Source organism: Brevundimonas sp. (assembly GCF_030704825.1).
In the GTDB taxonomy this organism is placed as follows: domain Bacteria; phylum Pseudomonadota; class Alphaproteobacteria; order Caulobacterales; family Caulobacteraceae; genus Brevundimonas.
The window spans coordinates 89,910-107,131 of record NZ_JAUYNX010000015.1 but is presented as its reverse complement, the minus strand read 5'-3'; the positions used below and the strand labels follow the sequence as shown (position 1 = coordinate 107,131).

Here is a 17,222-nt window from a genome sequence, read left to right as displayed (position 1 = left end):
CCCCCTCGTCGTCAATCCGCCCACCGGCATGCCGTCGCCCTACAGTCTGACGCCGACGCGCGCTGCGACGGCTACGGTTACACCATACAGGACTACCGTCAGCGCGCACCCGGCGAGAAGGGCGGGCCAGAAGCCGACGCCCCGACGCAACAGCGCGGGGATCAGCAGGAACATGGGCAGGGACGGGAGCACATACCAGAAGGTCGCCTGCGCATGATCGGCCAGGCGGGCGGAGTCGCGAGTGTCGCGCCACAGCCAGATCATGCCCAGCACCGAGACGAGCGGCAGGGAGGCGAACAGGGCGCCGAGCGCGGCGTTGCGGCGCGCCGTCTCGGACACCAGCCCCACCAGAAGGCCGGAGAGCAGGGCCTTGATGACCCCGTACAGCATCAGACGGTTTCGAGACCGTAGGCCGCGTGAAGCGCGCGAACGGCCAGTTCCGCATAGGCCGCGTCGATCAGGACGCTGATCTTGATCTCGGAGGTCGAGATGGCCTGGAATTTCACCCCTTTGTCGGCGAGGGCCCGGAACATGGTCTGGGCCACGCCCGCATGGCTGCGCATGCCGACGCCGACGACCGAAACCTTGGCCACATCCTCGTCGACGCGCAGCTCCTCGAAGCCGATCTGGTGCTGGGCCGCGCGCATCAGCTCGGCGGCGCGGGCGGCGTCCCGGCGGCCCGTGGTGAAGGTCAGGTTGACCGCCCCCTCGCTGCGCGCCTGCGACTGCACGATCATGTCCACGTTGACGTTGGCCTCGGCCAGCCGGGTGAAGACGTCGGCGGGCGCCTCGACCCGGTCGGACAGGCCCAACAGGGTGATGCGGGCCTCGTCACGGCTCATGGTGACGCCGGACACGATGCGTTTTTCCACGATTTCCTCCTCGTCGCAGATCAGGGTGCCGGCATTGACGGGCAGGGCGCCGTTCTCGTCGGGTTCGATGAAGCTGGATAGCACGCGCAGCGGCACCTGTTTGGCCATGGCCAGTTCGACCGAGCGCGTCTGCAGCACCTTGGCCCCCAGCGAGGCCATCTCCAGCATCTCTTCGTAGGAGATTTTCTCGAGGCGGCGGGCCCGGCTCTCGATGCGGGGGTCGGTGGTGTAGACGCCGTCGACGTCTGTGTAGATGTCGCACGGGCAGTCCAGGGCGGCGGCCACAGCGACCGCAGACGTGTCGGAACCGCCCCGGCCCAGGGTGGTGATCCGGCCCGAGCGGCTGACGCCCTGGAAGCCGGGGACGACGGCGATCTCGCCCTTGTCCATGGCGGCGCCTAGGACCTCGCCGGGCACGTCGTCGATGCGCGCGCGGCCGTGGGCGTCGTCGGTCAGGATGGGGATCTGCCAGCCCATCCAGGTGCGGGCGTTGAGGCCCATGTTGCGCAGGGTCAGGGCCAGCAAGCCGGCGGTGACCTGTTCGCCCGAGGCGACGACCACGTCGTATTCGTCGTCGGACAGTTCGATCCCCTGTGCGGGCCGGCCGGCGCCGTCGGTCCAGGCCACCAGCTCGTTGGTCTTGCCGGCCATGGCCGAGACGACGACGGCGACCTGTTTGCCGCTGGCGGCCTCGGCGGCGACGATGCGGGCGGCGCGGCGGATGCGCTCGAGGTCGCCCATGGACGTGCCGCCGAACTTCATCACCAGTCGCGTCGTAGCTGGCCGCGTCATCGTGCCGTGTCGCCCCGTCTTGCGTGGAAGGCCGCGCGGGTTCATCCCTCGGCCCATGGCCGCTTCTAACGACACGGTATCGGCGCGCAAACCCCAAAGCAGCCCGGATTCCAGCGATCAGGCGCGGGGACCGTCGATCGATCCCGCCGACGTGGCGCGCTTTTCGGCCCAGGCTGCGGAATGGTGGGACGCGCGCGGGCCGTTCGCGCCGCTGCACAAATTCAATCCGGCCCGACTGGCCTTCGTCCGCGACCGGGCGGCGGAGCGGTTCGGTCGGGACGTGAAGGCGCGGGCGCCGTTCGCGGGCCTGACCCTGCTGGACATCGGCTGCGGCGGCGGTCTGATCGCCGAACCCATGCGGCGGCTGGGCTTCGCCGTCACCGCGATCGACGCCTCGGCCGAGAACATCGGCACGGCCCGGGCGCACGCCGAACAGCAGGGCCTCGACATCGCCTGGCACGCCGCGACCGTCGAACAGATGGAGGCCGAAGGGGCCGGGCCGTTCGACGTGGTCCTGACCTTGGAGGTGATCGAGCACGTGGCCGATCCCGAGGCCTTCATCCGCGCCTGTTCGCGGATGGTGAAGCCGGGCGGGATGATGATCGTGGCGACCCTGAACCGGACGCTGAAGTCGCTGGCCCTGGGAAAGATCGCGGCGGAATACGTCCTGCGCTGGGTGCCGGCCGGAACCCACGACTGGCGCCAGTTCCTGAAGCCCGACGAGATCCGCCTGATGCTGTCGCAGGAGCCGGTGGCGGTGCGCGGACCGTATGGTCTGACCTGGGATCCGTTCACGGATCGCTGGAGCGAATCGGACGACGCCGGGATCAACTACATGATGATCGCCACGCGGGACTGAGGCCGGTTCATCCAGCGTTCATGCACCTGACGCCGAAGTAACGGGACAGCCAAGCTTGACGATGGGATGAGGAGCGCTCCTTCCACCTCCCCACCGGAGCCTGCTGCATGAAACGCCTTCTGATCCTGTCCGCCCTCTCCGCCGCCCTGATGACCTCGGCCTGCGTCACCGTCATCGACGCCAGCGACAGCGACGACCTCGCCTGGCACGGCGAGAACGCCCAGCCGTTCGACAGCGCCCGCGACGCCTGCCGCGCCTCGACCGGCAAGGGTCAGCACAGCGACGCCTTCCGCGACTGCATGGCCGAAAAGGGCTGGACCCGCAGCTAGGGTCTTACAGGCGGCGGATCATGTAGCGGGCGTCCGGGCCATAGCTGGCCAGTCTGGCGGCCATGCCGGACGCCTCGACGACCGCAAAGCCGTGCCGTTCCCAGAACGGCGCGGCGGCGTTGACGGCGACAAGCGCCAGCATCGGCCAGCCGGCGGCCCGCGCCTCGTCCGCCACCCGTTCGACGATCGGTCGGGACCAGCCGTCGCCTCGCACCGCCGGGTCGAGCGCGAGGTCGTGCAGATACATCACGGACGCGTCGTCCGGGATCGCCCCGATCAGGGTGTTGAGCGCCGGCGCGTCGTCGGCTCGCCAGGGATAGGCGATGAGGTAGCCTTTCGGCGGACCTTCGCCGGCGGCGAGAACGAAACAGCCGGACGGATTCAGCGCCAGCCGGTTCCCGAAACAGTCGCGGCCCTCGAAATGATCCGGAAAGCCGAGGACGGCGATGTCGGCGACGGCGTCCAGATCGCCCGCCGTCATCGCCCGCCACGTCAGACCGGGCAACGCGCGTTCAACGGGGCCGCTCTGAAATTCCATTCCATGCTCCGCGCCTGTCCGCCGATCTCGCCCTCGATCCGGGCCTTTAGGGTGTCGCCATCGCGTTCATAGATGACGCGCGTCGGAAAGTCGTTTTCGGCATTGGCGAACACCGCCCGGCCCGGGCCGCTTTCGGCGAGAACGAAGGCGGTGGGCGGCGCGCCGCCGGGCTGGGCGACATAGGCGAAGCCTCCCGGCGTCGGACCGATGTGGGACACCTCGAAGGAGGCGCGGCCGTTCTCGACCGTGACGGCGTGACCGACGCTCAGACCGCCGCGCGGATCGCTCCAGGTCTCGGACGCCTCGCGGCCGTTGGAGCAGTCCAGCCAGTAGCCGGCCATCCACGACAGGTCGGGTGTTGCGACCGTCGCGGGCGTCGGCGCGGTCTGGATGAGGGCGGCGGCGAGCAGGGCGGTCAGCATGGAGAATCCTTTCGGTTGCTGCGACGACCCTAGTGCGGCGACAGCGGCCCGGGCTTGTAGGATTGCGACGCGATCCGGCGGGCGAGGCCGATCTGGTCCCGGGCTCATTCGGTGGCGGTGCAGCCGAGGAAGCGGCGGAAGTCGCGGGCCAGTTGCGGCTGATCGAAATACCCCGCTTCCAGACCCGCTTCGAGCCAACCGAGGGCGTTGGGACCTGCGGCGTGATCGAAGACGCGCCGGAAGCGCAGAACCGAGCGTAGCAGGCGAGGCGGGACGCCGACCCGATCGCGGAAGCGGCGCTGCAGAGCGCGCTGGTCTGTGGCCGAACGAAGGGGCGAAGGTCGTTCGGCGGCGGCCGCCTCGATCTCGGCGCGGACGGCGGGATCGAGCGACCACGCGTTGCGGCGGTGGTGATCTTCCAGAACCCGGATCATGACCGCGACCTGGGCTTCCGGATCGCCCGCCGGGGCGATCACACCGGCGAGGCGGGCGGTCATGTCGAGGCGGCGGTCGGTGGCTTCAGCGGCGGAACGGCCCAGCCAGGCGCGCGCGCCGTCGGGCTCGAAACGGACGGCGACGAGCTCGACCGGGCCGACGGGCCGCAGGGCCAGGGGCCGGGTCATCTGGCCCGCGAACAGGGCCCGGGGCTGGAGGCGGAAGACGCCGTCATCCCCCTGCTCCTCATAAGGGGCGCCGATATCGAGGATCAGTTCGGGGCAGCCGTCAGGCGCGATTCGCTGCACGGTCGGTTCGGGCGCCGGAGCGGCGTAGGTCCAGATCGTGCGGACGAAGGGACGAAGCGCGGGCGGCGGTTCGAACTCCTGATAGCGATCCGCCTCTCCCACCGGTCAGTGCGTCTTGGCGGGATCGGGCGGCAGCGGGGGCAGGGGCGCGCAGGGGACGCCGTCATCCTTCAGCTTCCTCACCTCGGCGGGGGTGGCCTCGCCATAGATTTCGCGCTTTTCGGACCGGCCCTCGTGGATATCGCGGGCCTCGCGGGCGAAGGCGTCGCCGACATAGTCGAAATTGGCCTCGACGTGGCTGCGAACCTCGCGCGCGGCCTGCATCATCAGGGTCTGCATGCGGGCGGCGTCGGACTGGAAGACGGCCCTCTTCGTGCCGGCGACGGCCGGCGACATGATCTGTTTGGAGATGTCGCGCGAACCGCAGTGGGGGCATTCGACGAGGCCACGCGCGACCTGGTCGTCATAGTCCGCCGAGGCGCCGAACCAGGCCTCGAAGGCGTGTTCGTGCTCGCATCTGAGGGCGTAGCGGATCATCGCGGCCCAGCGAAGTCGCGGTCGTGGGTCAGCTGGGGGATGGCGGCGCGAGCGCGGTCGACGGCGTCGAGGTCCAGGGTCGCCAACAGCACGCCGGGTTCGTCGTGGTCCAGCTTCGCGGCCACCTCGCCCCACGGCGCGACCACGGTCGAGCGACCCCAGGTAAGGCGGCCGTCTTCATGCGTCCCGGCCTGCGCCGGGGCCAGAATCCAGCAACCCGTCTCGATGGCGCGGGCCCGCAGCAGCGTCTCCCAGTGGGCCTCGCCGGTCGGGACGGTGAAGGCGGCGGGGACGGCGATCATGACCGCGCCGGCCTTGGCGAGGGCGCGGTACAGCTGCGGGAAGCGGATGTCGTAGCAGATGGTGAGGCCGAGCCGGCCCCACGGCGTGTCGGCGACGACAGCCTCCTCGCCCGGCCGGACCGTGGCGCTCTCGCGCCAGCGCTCGCCCGTCGGCAGGTCGACGTCGAAGACATGCAGCTTGTCATAGGTCGCGACGATCCCGCCCTGATCGTCGATCAGAAGGGAGCGATTGGCCGCGCGGTCGTCGCCCTCATGGCCCGACCGGACGATGGCCGAGCCGATCAGCAGCCAGACGCCCAGTTCGCGGGCCAGGCCGCACAGGGCGACGACCGCCTCATCCCGGTCCTGGGTGGTCAGGGCGGCCTCGCGCCGGTCCTTGTCCCGGATCATGAAATTGGACGCTTCCGGGGTCAGGACCAGTTTCGCCCCGCCCGCCGCCGCGTCGCGGATCAGCGGCGCGACATGGGCGAAGGCAGCGGCCGGGCCGGCCGGGGTGCGGGTCTGGATCAGGGCGATCGGAAGGGTGGTCATCAGGCCCCGAGCAATGCGTCCAGCTCGCCTTTCCGGTCAAGGCCGTGAAGATCGTCGGAACCGCCGATGTGCCTTCCGTCGATGAATATCTGCGGGAAGGTCATCCGTCCCTTTGAGCGCTGGATCATCTCCTGCTTTTTCGCGGGATCGTGGGAGGCGACGATCTCGGTGTATTCGGCGCCTTTTTGGTCCAGCAGGGCCTTGGCGGCGTAACAATAGCCGCATCCGGGCTTGGTGTAGATGACGACGTCGGCCAAGGCGGAACTCCAGTGCAATAACGCGGCCCTCAAGCAGCACGGCTGCGGCGGGGCCCGCCCTATGTAGGCAATTCCCGCGCCCTGCGCACCCGGGCCACGACGGCCAGGTCCACGGCGCGGGCGCCGGCATCGATCAGCGCGCGCGCGCAGGCCTCGGCGGTGGCGCCCGTGGTCAACACGTCGTCGACCAGAAGGATGCGGCGGCCCTTGATCCGGCGCCGGCCCGCCTCGTTGACGGCGAAAGCCTTTTTGACGTTCAGGCGTCGGCCCCGGGCGGACTTGCCGCCCTGGGGGGTGGTGTGGGTCGTCCGGACAAGGGCGTCGGGCAGATAGTCGAGCCCGGCGTCGCGGGCCAGCGGTCGGGCGATCTCGGCGGCCTGGTTGAAGCGCCGCGACAACAGGCGGAAGCGGTGCAGCGGCACGGGCGCGACGGCGTCGGCCTCGTCCAGCAGCGGAGCGGCCGAGCGGGCGATCCAGCGGGCGAAGAGCGGGGCGAAGGGCTGGTGGTCGCCGTGCTTGAATTTCAGGATCAGGCCGCGAGACGCCTCGTCATAGACGCAGGCGGCCCTGGCCCGGGCGAAGGCGTAGGGCTGGGCCAGGCAGGCGGCGCAGCGGGGTGCGGCGAAAGGGCCGCCGTCCATCTCGAATCCCGCGCCGCAGCCGTCGCAGACCGGGTCCTCGAGGAAGGTCACCCGGCTCCAGGCGCCGGCGGTCAGGCCGGGGGAGGCCGCGGCCTGGGGACTGTCGTGGGCGAGGGACGGCAGCAACAGGTCGGCCAGTCCGCGGCCCAGCGACCGCGCGCGGCGTGAAATCCCCGGAACGGCCGCTTTCAATCGGTCGCGCCAGACCCCATCCTGAAGGCTCATGAGCCCCTCCTCCGGTCCTCCCCGCATTTTCGACGTCCAGCGCCGCGCGGCAAGGCTGGAACGCAGCGAAAGGACGCTTTCCCGCGCCGACTTCCTGCATGCGCGGGCGGCGGAGAACGCCGTCGGCAGCCTGGAAGCCCTGGTCCGCGACTGGCCCGAGGCCGCCGACCTGTCGGCCCATCCGGGAGCCTTCGAGACCGCACTGGCGGAAAACCCGGCGGCCGCGCGGGTCGGGCCGGTGAAGATCGTCGGAGACCGGGCCGCGCGGGCCGAGCCGGGGGCGGCGCCCGTCGAACTGGCGGATGGGTCGCAGGACCTGATCGTCTCCCTGATGAGCCTGCACTGGGCCAATGACCTGCCCGGCGCCCTGAGCCAGATCCGGCGCGCGCTGAAGCCGGACGGGCTGTTCCTCGGTACGTTGCTGGGGGCCGGGACGCTGAAGGAGCTGCGTGCGGTCCTGACCGAGGCGGAGCTGGAGGCGCGCGGCGGGGCCCAGGCCCGGGTCTCGCCCTTCGCCGACGGCTTCGACGGCGCGGCCCTGTTGCAGAGAGCTGGTTTCGCCTTGCCGGTGGCCGACGTCGATCGGGTCACTGTGCGCTACCCCGGCCTGCCCGCCCTGATCCGCGACCTGCGGGCCATGGGCGAAACCAATGCGCTGGCGGGTCCGGTGCGGCCGCTGACACGGGGCATCCTGGCCCGGGCTGCGCAGCTCTATGCGGAACGGCATGCCGACGCCGAGGGCCGCATCCCGGCGACGTTCGAGATCGTTCATCTGGCGGGCTGGGCTCCGCATGAAGGTCAGCAGAAGCCGCTGCCGCGTGGATCAGCGAAGATGCGGCTGGCGGATGCCCTGGGGGTGAGGGAACAGACCGGCGAGACGTGACCGGTCAGCCGCCCATGGCGCCGCGGAGCATGTCCATGGCGCCGTTGAAAATGCCGCTGCCGGTCGCGCCGAAGGCGTTCAGGGCGCCGAGGATGACGAGGAACATCAACGACAGGATCAGGCCGTATTCAATGGCTGTTGCGCCGCTGTCGTCGCGCCGGAGGCGGGAGAGGAAGCGTTTCGTCATCGGCGGCCTCCTTTCGCGGCTAGAGCAGGTCGCGCAGCCAGGCGACCAGGGGTTCGTCGGCCGGAGGCATGGGATAGTCCGAAAGCTGGTTCGGCCTGACCCATTTCAGCGCCGCGTGCTCGCGGTTCTGAACCACCCCCGACCAGCGTCGGCAGAGGTACAATGGCATAAGTAAGTGAAACGAATCGTAAGCGTGGCTCGCGAAAACGAACGGGGCCAGGCAGGCCTCGTTGACGTCGATGCCCAGTTCCTCGCGCAACTCGCGGATCAGGGCGTGTTCCGGCCGCTCTCCGGGCTCGACCTTGCCGCCCGGAAACTCCCACAGGCCGGCCAGTTGCTTGCCCTCGGGCCGCCGGGCGATCAGCACGCGCCCGTCGGCGTCGATCAGGGCCACGGCGACGACGAGGACGGTGGGAAGGCCTTCGCTCACGACCGGTAGTCGCCGTTGATCTCGACGTAGCGCTTGGTCAGGTCGCAGGTCCAGACCGTGGCCGAGGCGCGGCCCGAGCCGACGTCGACGGTGATGTCGATCTCGGCCCTCTTCATATAGGCGCTCATCTTCGCCTCGTCGTAGGTCGGCGACGGGGCGCCGTCGATCGCGGCCACATGGGGCCCGAAGCGAATGGCCAGCCGGTCGCGGTCGACCGGCTCCTCTGTCTTGCCCACGGCCATGACGACGCGGCCCCAGTTGGCGTCCTCGCCGGCCAGCGCGGTCTTGACCAGGGGGCTGTCGGCGATCGACTTGGCCAGTTTGCGGGCAGAGGCCGGCGAGGCCGCCCCGTCCACGGTGACCTTGACGAATTTGGTTGCGCCCTCGCCGTCGCGGACCAGCTGGTGGGCGAGATCGAGCATGACCCGGTCGAGCGCGGCCGAGAAGGATTTCAGCCGGCGGTCGCCGACCCGGCCGATGCGCGGCGCGCCCGAGGCCCCGGTGGCGAACAGCAGGCAGGTGTCGTTGGTCGAGGTGTCCCCGTCCACGGTGACGCTGTTGAAGGTGGTGCGGACGTGCAGGCCCAGAAGGGCGCGCAGCACCGGCGGGGCGATGGCCGCGTCGGTGACGATGAAGGCCAGCATGGTGGCCATGTCGGGCGCGATCATGCCCGAACCCTTGGCGATGCCGGCGATGCGGACCTTGCGGCCCTCGATCTCGCATTCGGCGTACGACCCCTTGGGAAAGGTGTCCGTGGTCATGATGGCCTGGCCCGCGGCGGCCCAGTTGTCGGGGTCCAGCCCCGCCTCGATGTCCGGCATCCGGGCGACGATCCTGTGGTCGTCCAGCACCACGCCGATCACGCCCGTCGAGGCCAGCATGACGTCGCGCTGGCGGCAGCCGAAGCGTTTGGCGACCTCGGAGGCGGTGCGGCGGGCGGCGTCGGCCCCGGCCTTGCCGGTGAAGGCGTTGGCGCAGCCGGCGTTGATCACCAGGGCCCGCACGTCCTGTCCCCCGCCCTCGGCGTCGAGATGGCGCCTGCACCAGTCGACGGGGGCCGAGCCGATCCTGTGGCGGGTGAAGACCCCCGCGCAGGTCGTGCCGCGCGCGAAGCTGAACACCGTCAGATCGTCGCGCTCGTGCTTGTAGAAGCCGGCGCGGGCGGTGGCGATCTCGACCCCGCCGATGGGCGGAATGGTCGGGAAGGGTACGGCCAGGGGCGAAATCTCCAGGCCGGGCTTGCCCGGCGCGGTCGGGGTCGCCTTCCCGGGCGTGGTGGCGCGTTTCAGGGCGGTGGCCAGCGGGTCGAAGGCCTTTTCTATCGCCTGTTCGATCTTCTGACCGGTCGAGGCCCGGCCAGGGTCCGACGGCCGGCTCATGAAGCCTTCGGCGCGACAGGCGGGGCCGCGGGCGCGACGGGCGCCGGTTGCGCCTCCGCGGCGGGGGGCGCCGAAGCCGGTTCCTGCGACCTGGCCGCGTCCCGGGCCAGCAGAACGTCGATCTCGGCCTTCCCGCGCAGATCTTCCAGCAACTGCCGCACGCCCTCGTAGGTCAGGTAGCGGACGATCTGGGGCCGCGCCTGCTCCAGCGTCGGCGGGGTTTCGCGGCGACGGTCCTCGACCCGGAGTACGGCCCAGCCGCCCTCGGTCTGGAATGGTCCGACCGTCGAACCCGCCGCCTTGCCGAGCAGGGCGTTGGCGTAGGCCTCGGGCATCACGTCGAGGGTCGAATAGCCCAGATCTCCGCCGGAGAAGCGTGTCGCCTCGTCGACCGAGCGTTCCATGGCCACGGCCTCGAAAACCGCGCCCTGCGCCAGGATGCCGACCACGGCGTCAGCCTCGGCCCGGGTCCGCGACAGGATCAGGCGCGTGCGGATTTCCTCCGAGGTCCGGGCCTGCCGCACCTGCTCCTGATAGATGGTCTCCACGGCGCGGTCGGAAATCGAGCCGTTGACCACGGTCTCGACCAGCATGTCGCCGAGGATGCGCTCGCGCGTCGCCGCCAGCCGGCGCTGGGCCAGGGCGGAATTGTCCAGCCCGCGCCGCTCGGCCTCCTTGGCGAGAAGCTTCTGGTCGATGACCTCGTCCAGTACGCGGCGGAACAGGTCGGAGGTGACGTCCAGCGGCTCGCCTTCGCCCACCAGTCCCTGGGCCACGGCCTCGCGCTTGACGTCGGAAGCCCAGATCGTCTGATCCTGGACCGTGGCCACGGCCCGGTCGCCGGCCTGCGGCGGGCGGTCGGTGCTGGGCCCGCGGCCGCAGGCCGCCAGGGCCAGGCCCATGGCGACCAGAACGGGGACGAAGGTGCTGGAAAGCCTCATTTGGGGCGCGCTCCGTCACGGGGCGGGAAAGGCCCTCGCGTTGACAGGGATAAGGCCGGTGCTTAAGTCCCGCCTGCGCCCAAGTCGAGGGGTTTTCGAACGTTCGCGCGGCCCTCGCGCGCGCCTGTGACAGGCGCACCGGGCCGCCGCCGCCGAGGCCCTCCCCCGGCGCGCCGCCGCCGCCGCTCCTTCGGGACCCTTCAGTACCAGAGCCCCAGCGCTCGCCCGCCTTCGGATCACTCATGCTCGGCATCGCCAAGAAGATTTTCGGCTCCTCCAACGACCGCAAGGTCAAGGACTTCATGGGCCGGGTGCAGAAGATCAATGCGCTGGAGGCCAAATTCGCCGCCCTGTCCGACGACGAGCTGCGGATGATGACCGACGCCTTCCGCGACCGGATCGCGGGCGGGGAGACGCTCGACAAGGTCATGAACGAGGCCTTCGCCGTGGCGCGGGAGGCTTCCAAGCGGGTGCTGGGGCAGCGCCAGTACGACGTTCAGCTGGCGGGGGGCATGATTCTGCACGACGGCGGCATCGCCGAGATGCGGACCGGCGAGGGCAAGACCCTGGTCGCCGTGGCGCCGGTCTATCTGAACGCCCTGCTGGGCAAGGGCGTCCACGTCATCACCGTCAACGACTATCTGGCGCGGCGCGACGCCGAATGGATGGGCCGGGTCTATCGTTTCCTGGGCATGGACGTGGGCGTCATCGTCAATGGCCTGTCGTCGGGCCAGCGGCAGGCGGCCTATGCGGCCGACATCACCTACGGCACCAACAACGAATTCGGTTTCGACTATCTGCGCGACAACCTGGTCTATGACCGGCGCGAAATGGTGCAGCGCCCGCACCATTTCGCCATCGTCGACGAGGTCGACTCCATCCTGGTCGACGAGGCGCGCACGCCGCTGATCATCTCGGGCCCGACGGAAGACCGGTCGGACCTCTATCTGATCGTCGACGGCATCATCAAGGAACTGATCCAGGACAAGACCACCTACGATCTGGACGAGAAGCAGCGTCAGGCCCTGCTGACCGAGGAGGGGTCCGAGAAGGTCGAGGAGATCATGGAGGCGCGCGGCCTGTTCGCCGCCGACACGACCGGCCTGTACGACGCGGCCAACATCACCCTGGTGCACCACATCAACCAGGCGCTGCGGGCCAACACCCTGTACCAGAAGGACAAGGACTACATCATCAAGGCCGGCGAGGTCATGCTGATCGACGAGTTCACCGGTCGGATGATGACCGGGCGCCGGCTGTCCGAGGGTCTCCACCAGGCCATCGAGGCCAAGGAGGGCGTGAAGATCATGCCCGAGAACCAGACCTTGGCCTCGGTCACGATCCAGAACTATTTCCGCCTCTATGAGAAGCTGTCCGGCATGACCGGCACGGCGGCGACCGAGGCGCAGGAATTCCTCGACATCTACAAGATGGACGTCCTCGAGGTGCCGACCAACCGGCCGGTCAGGCGCATCGACCACGACGACGAAATCTTCCGCACCGCCGTCGAGAAGAACCTGGCCATCGCCGGCCTGATCGCCGAATGCCACGTCAAGGGCCAGCCCATCCTGGTCGGCACTGTCTCCATCGAAAAGTCGGAGACCCTGTCCGACCTGCTCAAGACCTATGAGTACGAGGTCACGCTCAAGACGCTGAAGCCGCAGCATGCCCACCTGCTGGAGCAGGTCGCCAGCGATGACGAGAAGGTGCGGCGCGAGGCCAAGAAGGCCTACCAGGCGCTGAAGGACGAGGACTTCGACATCGAGGTCCGGACCGGCAAGGGTATTCCGCACAGCGTGCTGAACGCCCGCCAGCACGAGCAGGAAGCCTATATCGTCGCCGACGCAGGCCTGCCCGGCGCGGTGACCATCGCCACCAACATGGCCGGCCGCGGCACCGACATCCAGCTGGGCGGCAACCTGGAAATGCGGCTCCAGAAGTGGCGCCAGGAAAACCGCAACATGGCGGTCGAGGTCACCCCCGAGATGGAGGCCGCCGAAGAGGCGCGCCTGAAGGCCGACATCGCCGTGCAGAAGCAGAAGTCGCTGGCCGCGGGCGGCCTGTTCGTCCTCGGCACCGAGCGCCACGAAAGCCGCCGCATCGACAACCAGCTGCGCGGCCGCACCGGCCGCCAGGGCGACCCCGGCACGTCGAAATTCTTCCTGTCCTGCGAGGACGATCTGCTGCGCATCTTCGCCGGCGACCGTCTGGACGCCATCATGCGCAGCTTCGGCGTGGCCGAGGGCGAGGCCATCAGCCACCCGTGGCTGAACCGCGCCGTCGAGACCGCCCAGAAGCGGGTCGAGACGCGCAACTACGACATCCGCAAGAACCTGCTGAAATACGACGACGTCGTGAACGACCAGCGCAAGGCCGTGTTCGAGCAGCGCCAGGAGTTCATGGACGCCACCGATCTGTCCGAACTGGTCGGCGAGTTCCGCAACGACGTCATCTCCGACCTGATCGAAAAGCACATGCCGCCCAAGGCCTATGCCGAGCAGTGGGACATCGACGGCCTGGACGAGAAGGTGAGAGCCACCCTCGGCCTCGATCTGCCGCTGCACGACTGGGCGGCCGAGGAGGGCGTGTCCAACGAGGAGATCGAGGAACGCGTGGTCGCCGCCGCCGACGCCCGCGCCGCCGAGCGGCTGGAGCAGATCGGGGCCGAGCAGACGCGGGGTCTGGAAAAGCAGTTCATGCTGCAGATGATCGACATGCAGTGGCGCGAGCACCTGGTCCATCTGGACCATCTGCGCGGCGTCATCGGTCTGCGGGGCTATGGCCAGCGCGATCCGCTGAACGAGTACAAGACCGAGGCCTTCAACCTGTTCGAGACGCTGCTGTACGAGCTGCGCCACAACGTCACCCGCTGGCTGATGACGGTCGAGTTCCGCTTCGAACAGGCCGCGCCGCCGATGGAGTTGCCCGAGTTTCAGGAAATCCACCTGAACCCGGGCACCGGCGAGAACGAGATGGCGAACCCGTCGGCGCAGAACCCGGAAGGCCTGCTGGGCGGCGACGATCGCGCCCGGCTGCCGGTCGACGCCCTGCCGCCCGGCTGGGAACGCACCCCGCGCAACGCCGACTGCCCCTGTGGGTCGGGCCGCAAGTTCAAACACTGCCACGGCAGTTTGATCTAGGCGTCAATGTGCTACGCCGGCCGTTAGAGAACGGCAGGAGGGACGGGCTGATGATCGCGCGCTCGCTGATGATCGCAGCCGCCGTGTTCAGCATGGCGTGCAGCTCGGTCGACCATTCGAGCAATGCTCAATGGCTGACCGGTGATTTCCGCGCCGCGCCCGTAGAGCGATTGCACCAGCAGGAGGCGATGGACCTTCTGGGCGACGCGTCGCTGAAGCCGATCAGCGTCGGGCGGGCGCAGAGCCTGCTTGAGGTCGATCGGCTCGCGGAGGCCGAGCATCACTACCTGGCGAGAGCGCGGTATGTCGGCACCACGAACGCCGGGAGAGGAATGCCCCGGGGGATCTCATGGTCCGTGGATGTCGACAGCCAGCGCATTGCACACGTCATCTCCTTCAGGCTGTCGCGTGAGCCCGACATCGTCGAGACCGTGATCGTGATATCCAGCTCCCTTCCTCTCGAGGGAGTTGTCGCCACTGCCATGTCGGCGGAATAGGCGTGACGGTTGGTGGTGGGGAGAGACTGATGGCCGCTCGCAAGGACCTGTTCTCCCGCGCCCTGTCGCTCGATCCCGAGCGGCTGCATTTCGCCGCACACAGCCACCATCTGTGGCCGGACGCCTCGTTCGACGGGCAGGTCCGGGCCTGGGTCGAGGCGAACAGATTCGCCGACCGGAAATGGGACCTGATCTTCGGCGAGGTCGTCCCGGAGGCCCAGGGTCATGTCGCCCGCGAACTGAACCTGCCGTCGCCCGACTCGGTGGTGTTCGCGCCCAACACCCACGACTTCCTGCTGCGCATCTTTTCGGGGTTCGAAAAGAGGCCGGTCCGCATCCTGTCGACCGACGGCGAATTCCACTCCTTCCGCCGCCAGGGGGAGCGCTGGGAGGAGGCGGGAGACGCCCTGGTCACCCGGGTGCCCCTGCATCCGTTCGAAACCTTCGAGGACCGTTTTGTGGAGGCCGCCCGGAGCGGGGGCTTCGACTGGATCGTGGTCAGCCAGATCTTCTTCAAGACCGGTCAGGTCTTCGGCCGGCTGGCCGATCTGGCGGCCCTGGCCGATCCGGCCGGGCCGTGGGTGCTCGTCGACGGCTACCATGGCTTCATGGCCACGCCCACCGATCTGTCGGCCGTCGCGGACCGGGTGTTCTATGTCACGGGCGGCTACAAATACGCCATGTCCGGCGAGGGCGCAGGCATCATGCACGCGCCGGACGGCTTCTGCCCCCGGCCGGTGGCGACCGGCTGGTTCGCCGAGTTCGGCGACCTGATGGGACGGCCCGAGGACGTCCAGTACCGCGCCGACGCGGGGCGGTTCTGGGGCGCCACCTTCGACGCCACGCCGCTCTACCGCTTCAACGGCGTGCGCGGGATGCTTGACGAGGCCGGCCTGACCACCGTGTCCGTGGCCGATCACGCGCGCGGCCTGATGCGCCGTTTCCAGGACGCGGTCACGGGGGGAGAGGCCGGACGGCTGGCCCGGGCCGAACTGATCAACCCTGTCGCCAATGAAGCCGAACGGGCGCGTTTCCTGGCCTTCCGCCACGCGGATGCGCAGGCTTGGCGGGCGCGGTTGCTGGCGGCCAATGTGGTCACCGACGTGCGTGACGACACGATCCGCTTCGGTTTCGGCCTCTACCAGGACGCGGAGGATGTCGAACGATTGATCGAGGTCTGCAAGCGAGTGCTCTGACCCGCGCTGTCCCCAGGTCATCGACAGAGACAATTCACCGTCGACATGCGCGACGCGCCGGGCGCGACATCGACGACGGCCTCGCGTCAGAAGAAGGTGGTGTCGTCGCTCTTCTTGGCCTCGGGCGCCTGGCGAGGCGCCGGCGGCGTCGCCGGACGGGCCGGGGCCGGCGCAGCGCCGGGAACCGGAGCCGGCTGGCCGGCGGCCGGCGGGATCGGCGGCAGGGTCGGATAGGGCAGGCTCTCGGGCCCGCCGTCGCCGGGATACGGGAGGGGGGGCTGGGGGTCGCCCGGCGCGACGGCGGGCGGATCGATCCGGTCCGGCGCGTCGAGATCGTCGCGGATGAAGACCCAGGACCGGCTGTCGGAACAGGCGCAGGCCTTCATGAAGCCCTCGCGGTCGCGCCAGATGATCAGCGGATAGCGCGTCTGCAGTCCCGCCTGGCCGAGATCCTCGGTCAGGCGGGCGACGAAGGTGCGGCCGGCCTCGACCACGGCCCCGCGGGCCAGGTTGCCGTCCGCGGCCGGGATGCCGGCAGCGGTCCAGTTGCGCGTCGGGGTAGCGGTCCAGCGCTGGTACAGGGTCCAGTCGCGGGTCAGCCAGAGTTCGGCGATGGTGGCGCGCTCGGCGGCGGTGGACTGGGTCAGGCCCTCGCGATCCGGACGGGCGAAGAGGATGATGCGGGCCTCGACGCCCGCGGCGCGCAGCTTGGGAACCTCCTCGCGCTCGTAGCGCTGCAGGGCCGCCGAGTCGCGATAGCCGATGATGTACAGCGGCTCGCCGCCGCCTCCGGCCGAGACCCAGGACGATTCGTCCAGCAGCCGTTGAATGGCGGCCTGGTTCCGCGTGACGGTCACCGGTTGGAACCGGGAATAGAAATTCCAGTAGGCCCAGTAGCCGGAGCCGGCCAGGACCAGGCCGATCACGGCCGCCAGGGCCGACCAGACGAAAAAGCGTCGCATGCGGGGGAGCGCTCCAGCTTCACGGTTCATACAGGTTAACGCCTAGCACCGAATTGGGTTGTCGCGCACGCCTGTGAGGCGAATGGTCAACCGGCGGCCCGCATCGCGGCCACTGACCAGCGAACGATGGTCTTGTCGGATTGCAGGGCCCCAAGGCGGTCATAGAACCTGCGGGCGGCGAGGTTGTCGGATTTCACCTCCCAGCGGGCAGGCAGGCCTTCCGCCACGGCGATCCCGGCGAAGCGGCGCATCAGCGCCTCGCCGACGCCCCGACCGCGCGCGGATTCGTCTACATACAGATCGTCGAGATTGAGATAGTCGCCGGCGCGCCAGATTCCGTATGGCCGGGTCCACGACAGATAGCCGACCGCCCGGCCGTCCAGCCAGGCCAGCAGGCACCAGGCGCGGGGCGGGTCGCCGCCTAGCGCGACTTCGAGGCTCGCGGGGGACGCCGCCAGATGCGGGGCCTCGCCCTGGTGCTCCGCCAGGCCGGCCATCAGGGCATGGACGATCGCGGCGTCGGCGGGATCGGCGGACCGGATCGTCACCGACGCCATCG

At 69.4% G+C, this 17,222-nt stretch carries 21 protein-coding genes; 6 read left to right on the top strand and 15 right to left on the bottom strand.

Annotation, left to right across the window (positions count from 1 at the left end; all coding sequences use genetic code 11):
- Positions 1 to 39: 39 nt before the first annotated feature.
- Both Q8Q71_RS08365 and Q8Q71_RS08360 read right to left on the bottom strand, forming a co-directional pair.
- Positions 40 to 390, bottom strand: coding sequence for a DUF3147 family protein (locus tag Q8Q71_RS08365; RefSeq protein WP_305759128.1), 351 nt, complete (start codon positions 388 to 390; stop codon positions 40 to 42).
- A complete protein-coding gene (locus Q8Q71_RS08360; protein ID WP_305759127.1) occupies positions 390 to 1,664 on the bottom strand; it encodes an aspartate kinase in 1,275 nt (424 codons plus the stop codon). The genes Q8Q71_RS08365 and Q8Q71_RS08360 overlap by 1 nt, the downstream gene beginning before the upstream one ends.
- A 55-nt stretch (positions 1,665 to 1,719) precedes the next feature.
- Between Q8Q71_RS08360 and ubiG the strand changes: the two genes are divergently transcribed.
- Together ubiG and Q8Q71_RS08350 are read left to right on the top strand one after the other, a co-directional pair.
- Positions 1,720 to 2,523 (top strand): bifunctional 2-polyprenyl-6-hydroxyphenol methylase/3-demethylubiquinol 3-O-methyltransferase UbiG, encoded by an 804-nt coding sequence (gene ubiG, locus Q8Q71_RS08355; RefSeq protein ID WP_305759126.1) that lies wholly within the window; start codon positions 1,720 to 1,722, stop codon positions 2,521 to 2,523.
- 107 nt (positions 2,524 to 2,630) lie between these two features.
- Entirely contained in the window at positions 2,631 to 2,852 is a 222-nt protein-coding gene (locus Q8Q71_RS08350; RefSeq protein WP_305759125.1) for a hypothetical protein, read from the top strand.
- Positions 2,853 to 2,856: 4 nt separating this feature from the next.
- Here Q8Q71_RS08350 and Q8Q71_RS08345 read toward each other — a convergent pair whose 3' ends face one another.
- The 7 genes from Q8Q71_RS08345 to Q8Q71_RS08315 all read right to left on the bottom strand — a co-directional run bounded on the left by Q8Q71_RS08345 (position 2,857) and on the right by Q8Q71_RS08315 (position 7,048).
- The gene (locus tag Q8Q71_RS08345) at positions 2,857 to 3,390 is read right to left on the bottom strand and encodes a GNAT family N-acetyltransferase (RefSeq protein WP_305759124.1); all 534 of its coding nucleotides are present in this window, start codon (positions 3,388 to 3,390) and stop codon (positions 2,857 to 2,859) included.
- Positions 3,345 to 3,812, bottom strand: coding sequence for a DUF6265 family protein (locus tag Q8Q71_RS08340; protein WP_305759123.1), 468 nt, complete (start codon positions 3,810 to 3,812; stop codon positions 3,345 to 3,347). The genes Q8Q71_RS08345 and Q8Q71_RS08340 overlap by 46 nt, the downstream gene beginning before the upstream one ends.
- Positions 3,813 to 3,916: 104 nt before the next feature.
- The gene (locus Q8Q71_RS08335; RefSeq protein WP_305759122.1) at positions 3,917 to 4,657 is read right to left on the bottom strand and encodes a helix-turn-helix domain-containing protein; all 741 of its coding nucleotides are present in this window, start codon (positions 4,655 to 4,657) and stop codon (positions 3,917 to 3,919) included.
- Between the two features lie 3 nt (positions 4,658 to 4,660).
- Positions 4,661 to 5,092 carry a DUF1178 family protein gene (locus Q8Q71_RS08330; protein ID WP_305759121.1) on the bottom strand — a complete coding sequence of 144 codons (432 nt, stop codon included), beginning with the start codon at positions 5,090 to 5,092 and terminating at the stop codon, positions 4,661 to 4,663.
- Positions 5,089 to 5,925 (bottom strand): carbon-nitrogen hydrolase family protein, encoded by an 837-nt coding sequence (locus Q8Q71_RS08325; protein ID WP_305759120.1) that lies wholly within the window; start codon positions 5,923 to 5,925, stop codon positions 5,089 to 5,091. Before Q8Q71_RS08325 ends, Q8Q71_RS08330 begins: the two co-directional genes overlap by 4 nt.
- Positions 5,925 to 6,182 (bottom strand): glutaredoxin 3, encoded by a 258-nt coding sequence (grxC, locus tag Q8Q71_RS08320; RefSeq protein ID WP_305759119.1) that lies wholly within the window; start codon positions 6,180 to 6,182, stop codon positions 5,925 to 5,927. The genes Q8Q71_RS08325 and grxC overlap by 1 nt, the downstream gene beginning before the upstream one ends.
- A 59-nt stretch (positions 6,183 to 6,241) precedes the next feature.
- A complete protein-coding gene (locus Q8Q71_RS08315; protein ID WP_305759118.1) occupies positions 6,242 to 7,048 on the bottom strand; it encodes a ComF family protein in 807 nt (268 codons plus the stop codon).
- On the opposite strand from Q8Q71_RS08315, the gene Q8Q71_RS08310 reads away from it, so the two are divergent.
- Positions 7,047 to 7,931, top strand: a complete 885-nt coding sequence (locus Q8Q71_RS08310) for a methyltransferase domain-containing protein (protein ID WP_305759117.1) — start codon at positions 7,047 to 7,049, stop codon at positions 7,929 to 7,931. The two genes, Q8Q71_RS08315 and Q8Q71_RS08310, sit on opposite strands and share 2 nt — an antisense overlap.
- A 4-nt stretch (positions 7,932 to 7,935) precedes the next feature.
- Here Q8Q71_RS08310 and Q8Q71_RS08305 read toward each other — a convergent pair whose 3' ends face one another.
- Genes Q8Q71_RS08305 through Q8Q71_RS08290 form a run of 4 tightly spaced genes read right to left on the bottom strand, consistent with a single transcriptional unit; the run spans position 7,936 to position 10,868 of the window.
- Positions 7,936 to 8,118 carry a Flp family type IVb pilin gene (locus Q8Q71_RS08305; protein ID WP_305759116.1) on the bottom strand — a complete coding sequence of 61 codons (183 nt, stop codon included), beginning with the start codon at positions 8,116 to 8,118 and terminating at the stop codon, positions 7,936 to 7,938.
- Between the two features lie 19 nt (positions 8,119 to 8,137).
- Positions 8,138 to 8,548 carry a (deoxy)nucleoside triphosphate pyrophosphohydrolase gene (locus Q8Q71_RS08300; RefSeq protein ID WP_305759115.1) on the bottom strand — a complete coding sequence of 137 codons (411 nt, stop codon included), beginning with the start codon at positions 8,546 to 8,548 and terminating at the stop codon, positions 8,138 to 8,140.
- On the bottom strand, positions 8,545 to 9,927 hold the full coding sequence (gene argJ, locus Q8Q71_RS08295; protein WP_305759114.1) for a bifunctional glutamate N-acetyltransferase/amino-acid acetyltransferase ArgJ: 1,383 nt from the start codon (positions 9,925 to 9,927) through the stop codon (positions 8,545 to 8,547). Before argJ ends, Q8Q71_RS08300 begins: the two co-directional genes overlap by 4 nt.
- Positions 9,924 to 10,868 carry a peptidylprolyl isomerase gene (locus Q8Q71_RS08290; RefSeq protein WP_305759113.1) on the bottom strand — a complete coding sequence of 315 codons (945 nt, stop codon included), beginning with the start codon at positions 10,866 to 10,868 and terminating at the stop codon, positions 9,924 to 9,926. Before Q8Q71_RS08290 ends, argJ begins: the two co-directional genes overlap by 4 nt.
- Positions 10,869 to 11,110: 242 nt before the next feature.
- Between Q8Q71_RS08290 and secA the strand changes: the two genes are divergently transcribed.
- Genes secA through Q8Q71_RS08275 form a run of 3 tightly spaced genes read left to right on the top strand, consistent with a single transcriptional unit; the run spans position 11,111 to position 15,701 of the window.
- Positions 11,111 to 14,008 (top strand): preprotein translocase subunit SecA, encoded by a 2,898-nt coding sequence (secA, locus tag Q8Q71_RS08285; RefSeq protein ID WP_305759112.1) that lies wholly within the window; start codon positions 11,111 to 11,113, stop codon positions 14,006 to 14,008.
- Positions 14,009 to 14,058: 50 nt separating this feature from the next.
- A complete protein-coding gene (locus Q8Q71_RS08280) occupies positions 14,059 to 14,505 on the top strand; it encodes a hypothetical protein (protein ID WP_305759111.1) in 447 nt (148 codons plus the stop codon).
- A gap of 29 nt (positions 14,506 to 14,534) precedes the next feature.
- Positions 14,535 to 15,701 (top strand): class V aminotransferase, encoded by a 1,167-nt coding sequence (locus Q8Q71_RS08275; protein ID WP_305759110.1) that lies wholly within the window; start codon positions 14,535 to 14,537, stop codon positions 15,699 to 15,701.
- Between the two features lie 86 nt (positions 15,702 to 15,787).
- On the opposite strand, the gene Q8Q71_RS08270 is transcribed toward Q8Q71_RS08275, so the two are convergent.
- Together Q8Q71_RS08270 and Q8Q71_RS08265 are read right to left on the bottom strand one after the other, a co-directional pair.
- Complete coding sequence (locus Q8Q71_RS08270) at positions 15,788 to 16,663, bottom strand: hypothetical protein (protein WP_305759109.1); 876 nt, start codon at positions 16,661 to 16,663, stop codon at positions 15,788 to 15,790.
- An 86-nt stretch (positions 16,664 to 16,749) separates the two neighbouring features.
- Positions 16,750 to 17,220 carry a GNAT family N-acetyltransferase gene (locus tag Q8Q71_RS08265; RefSeq protein ID WP_305759108.1) on the bottom strand — a complete coding sequence of 157 codons (471 nt, stop codon included), beginning with the start codon at positions 17,218 to 17,220 and terminating at the stop codon, positions 16,750 to 16,752.
- Positions 17,221 to 17,222: the final 2 nt, after the last annotated feature.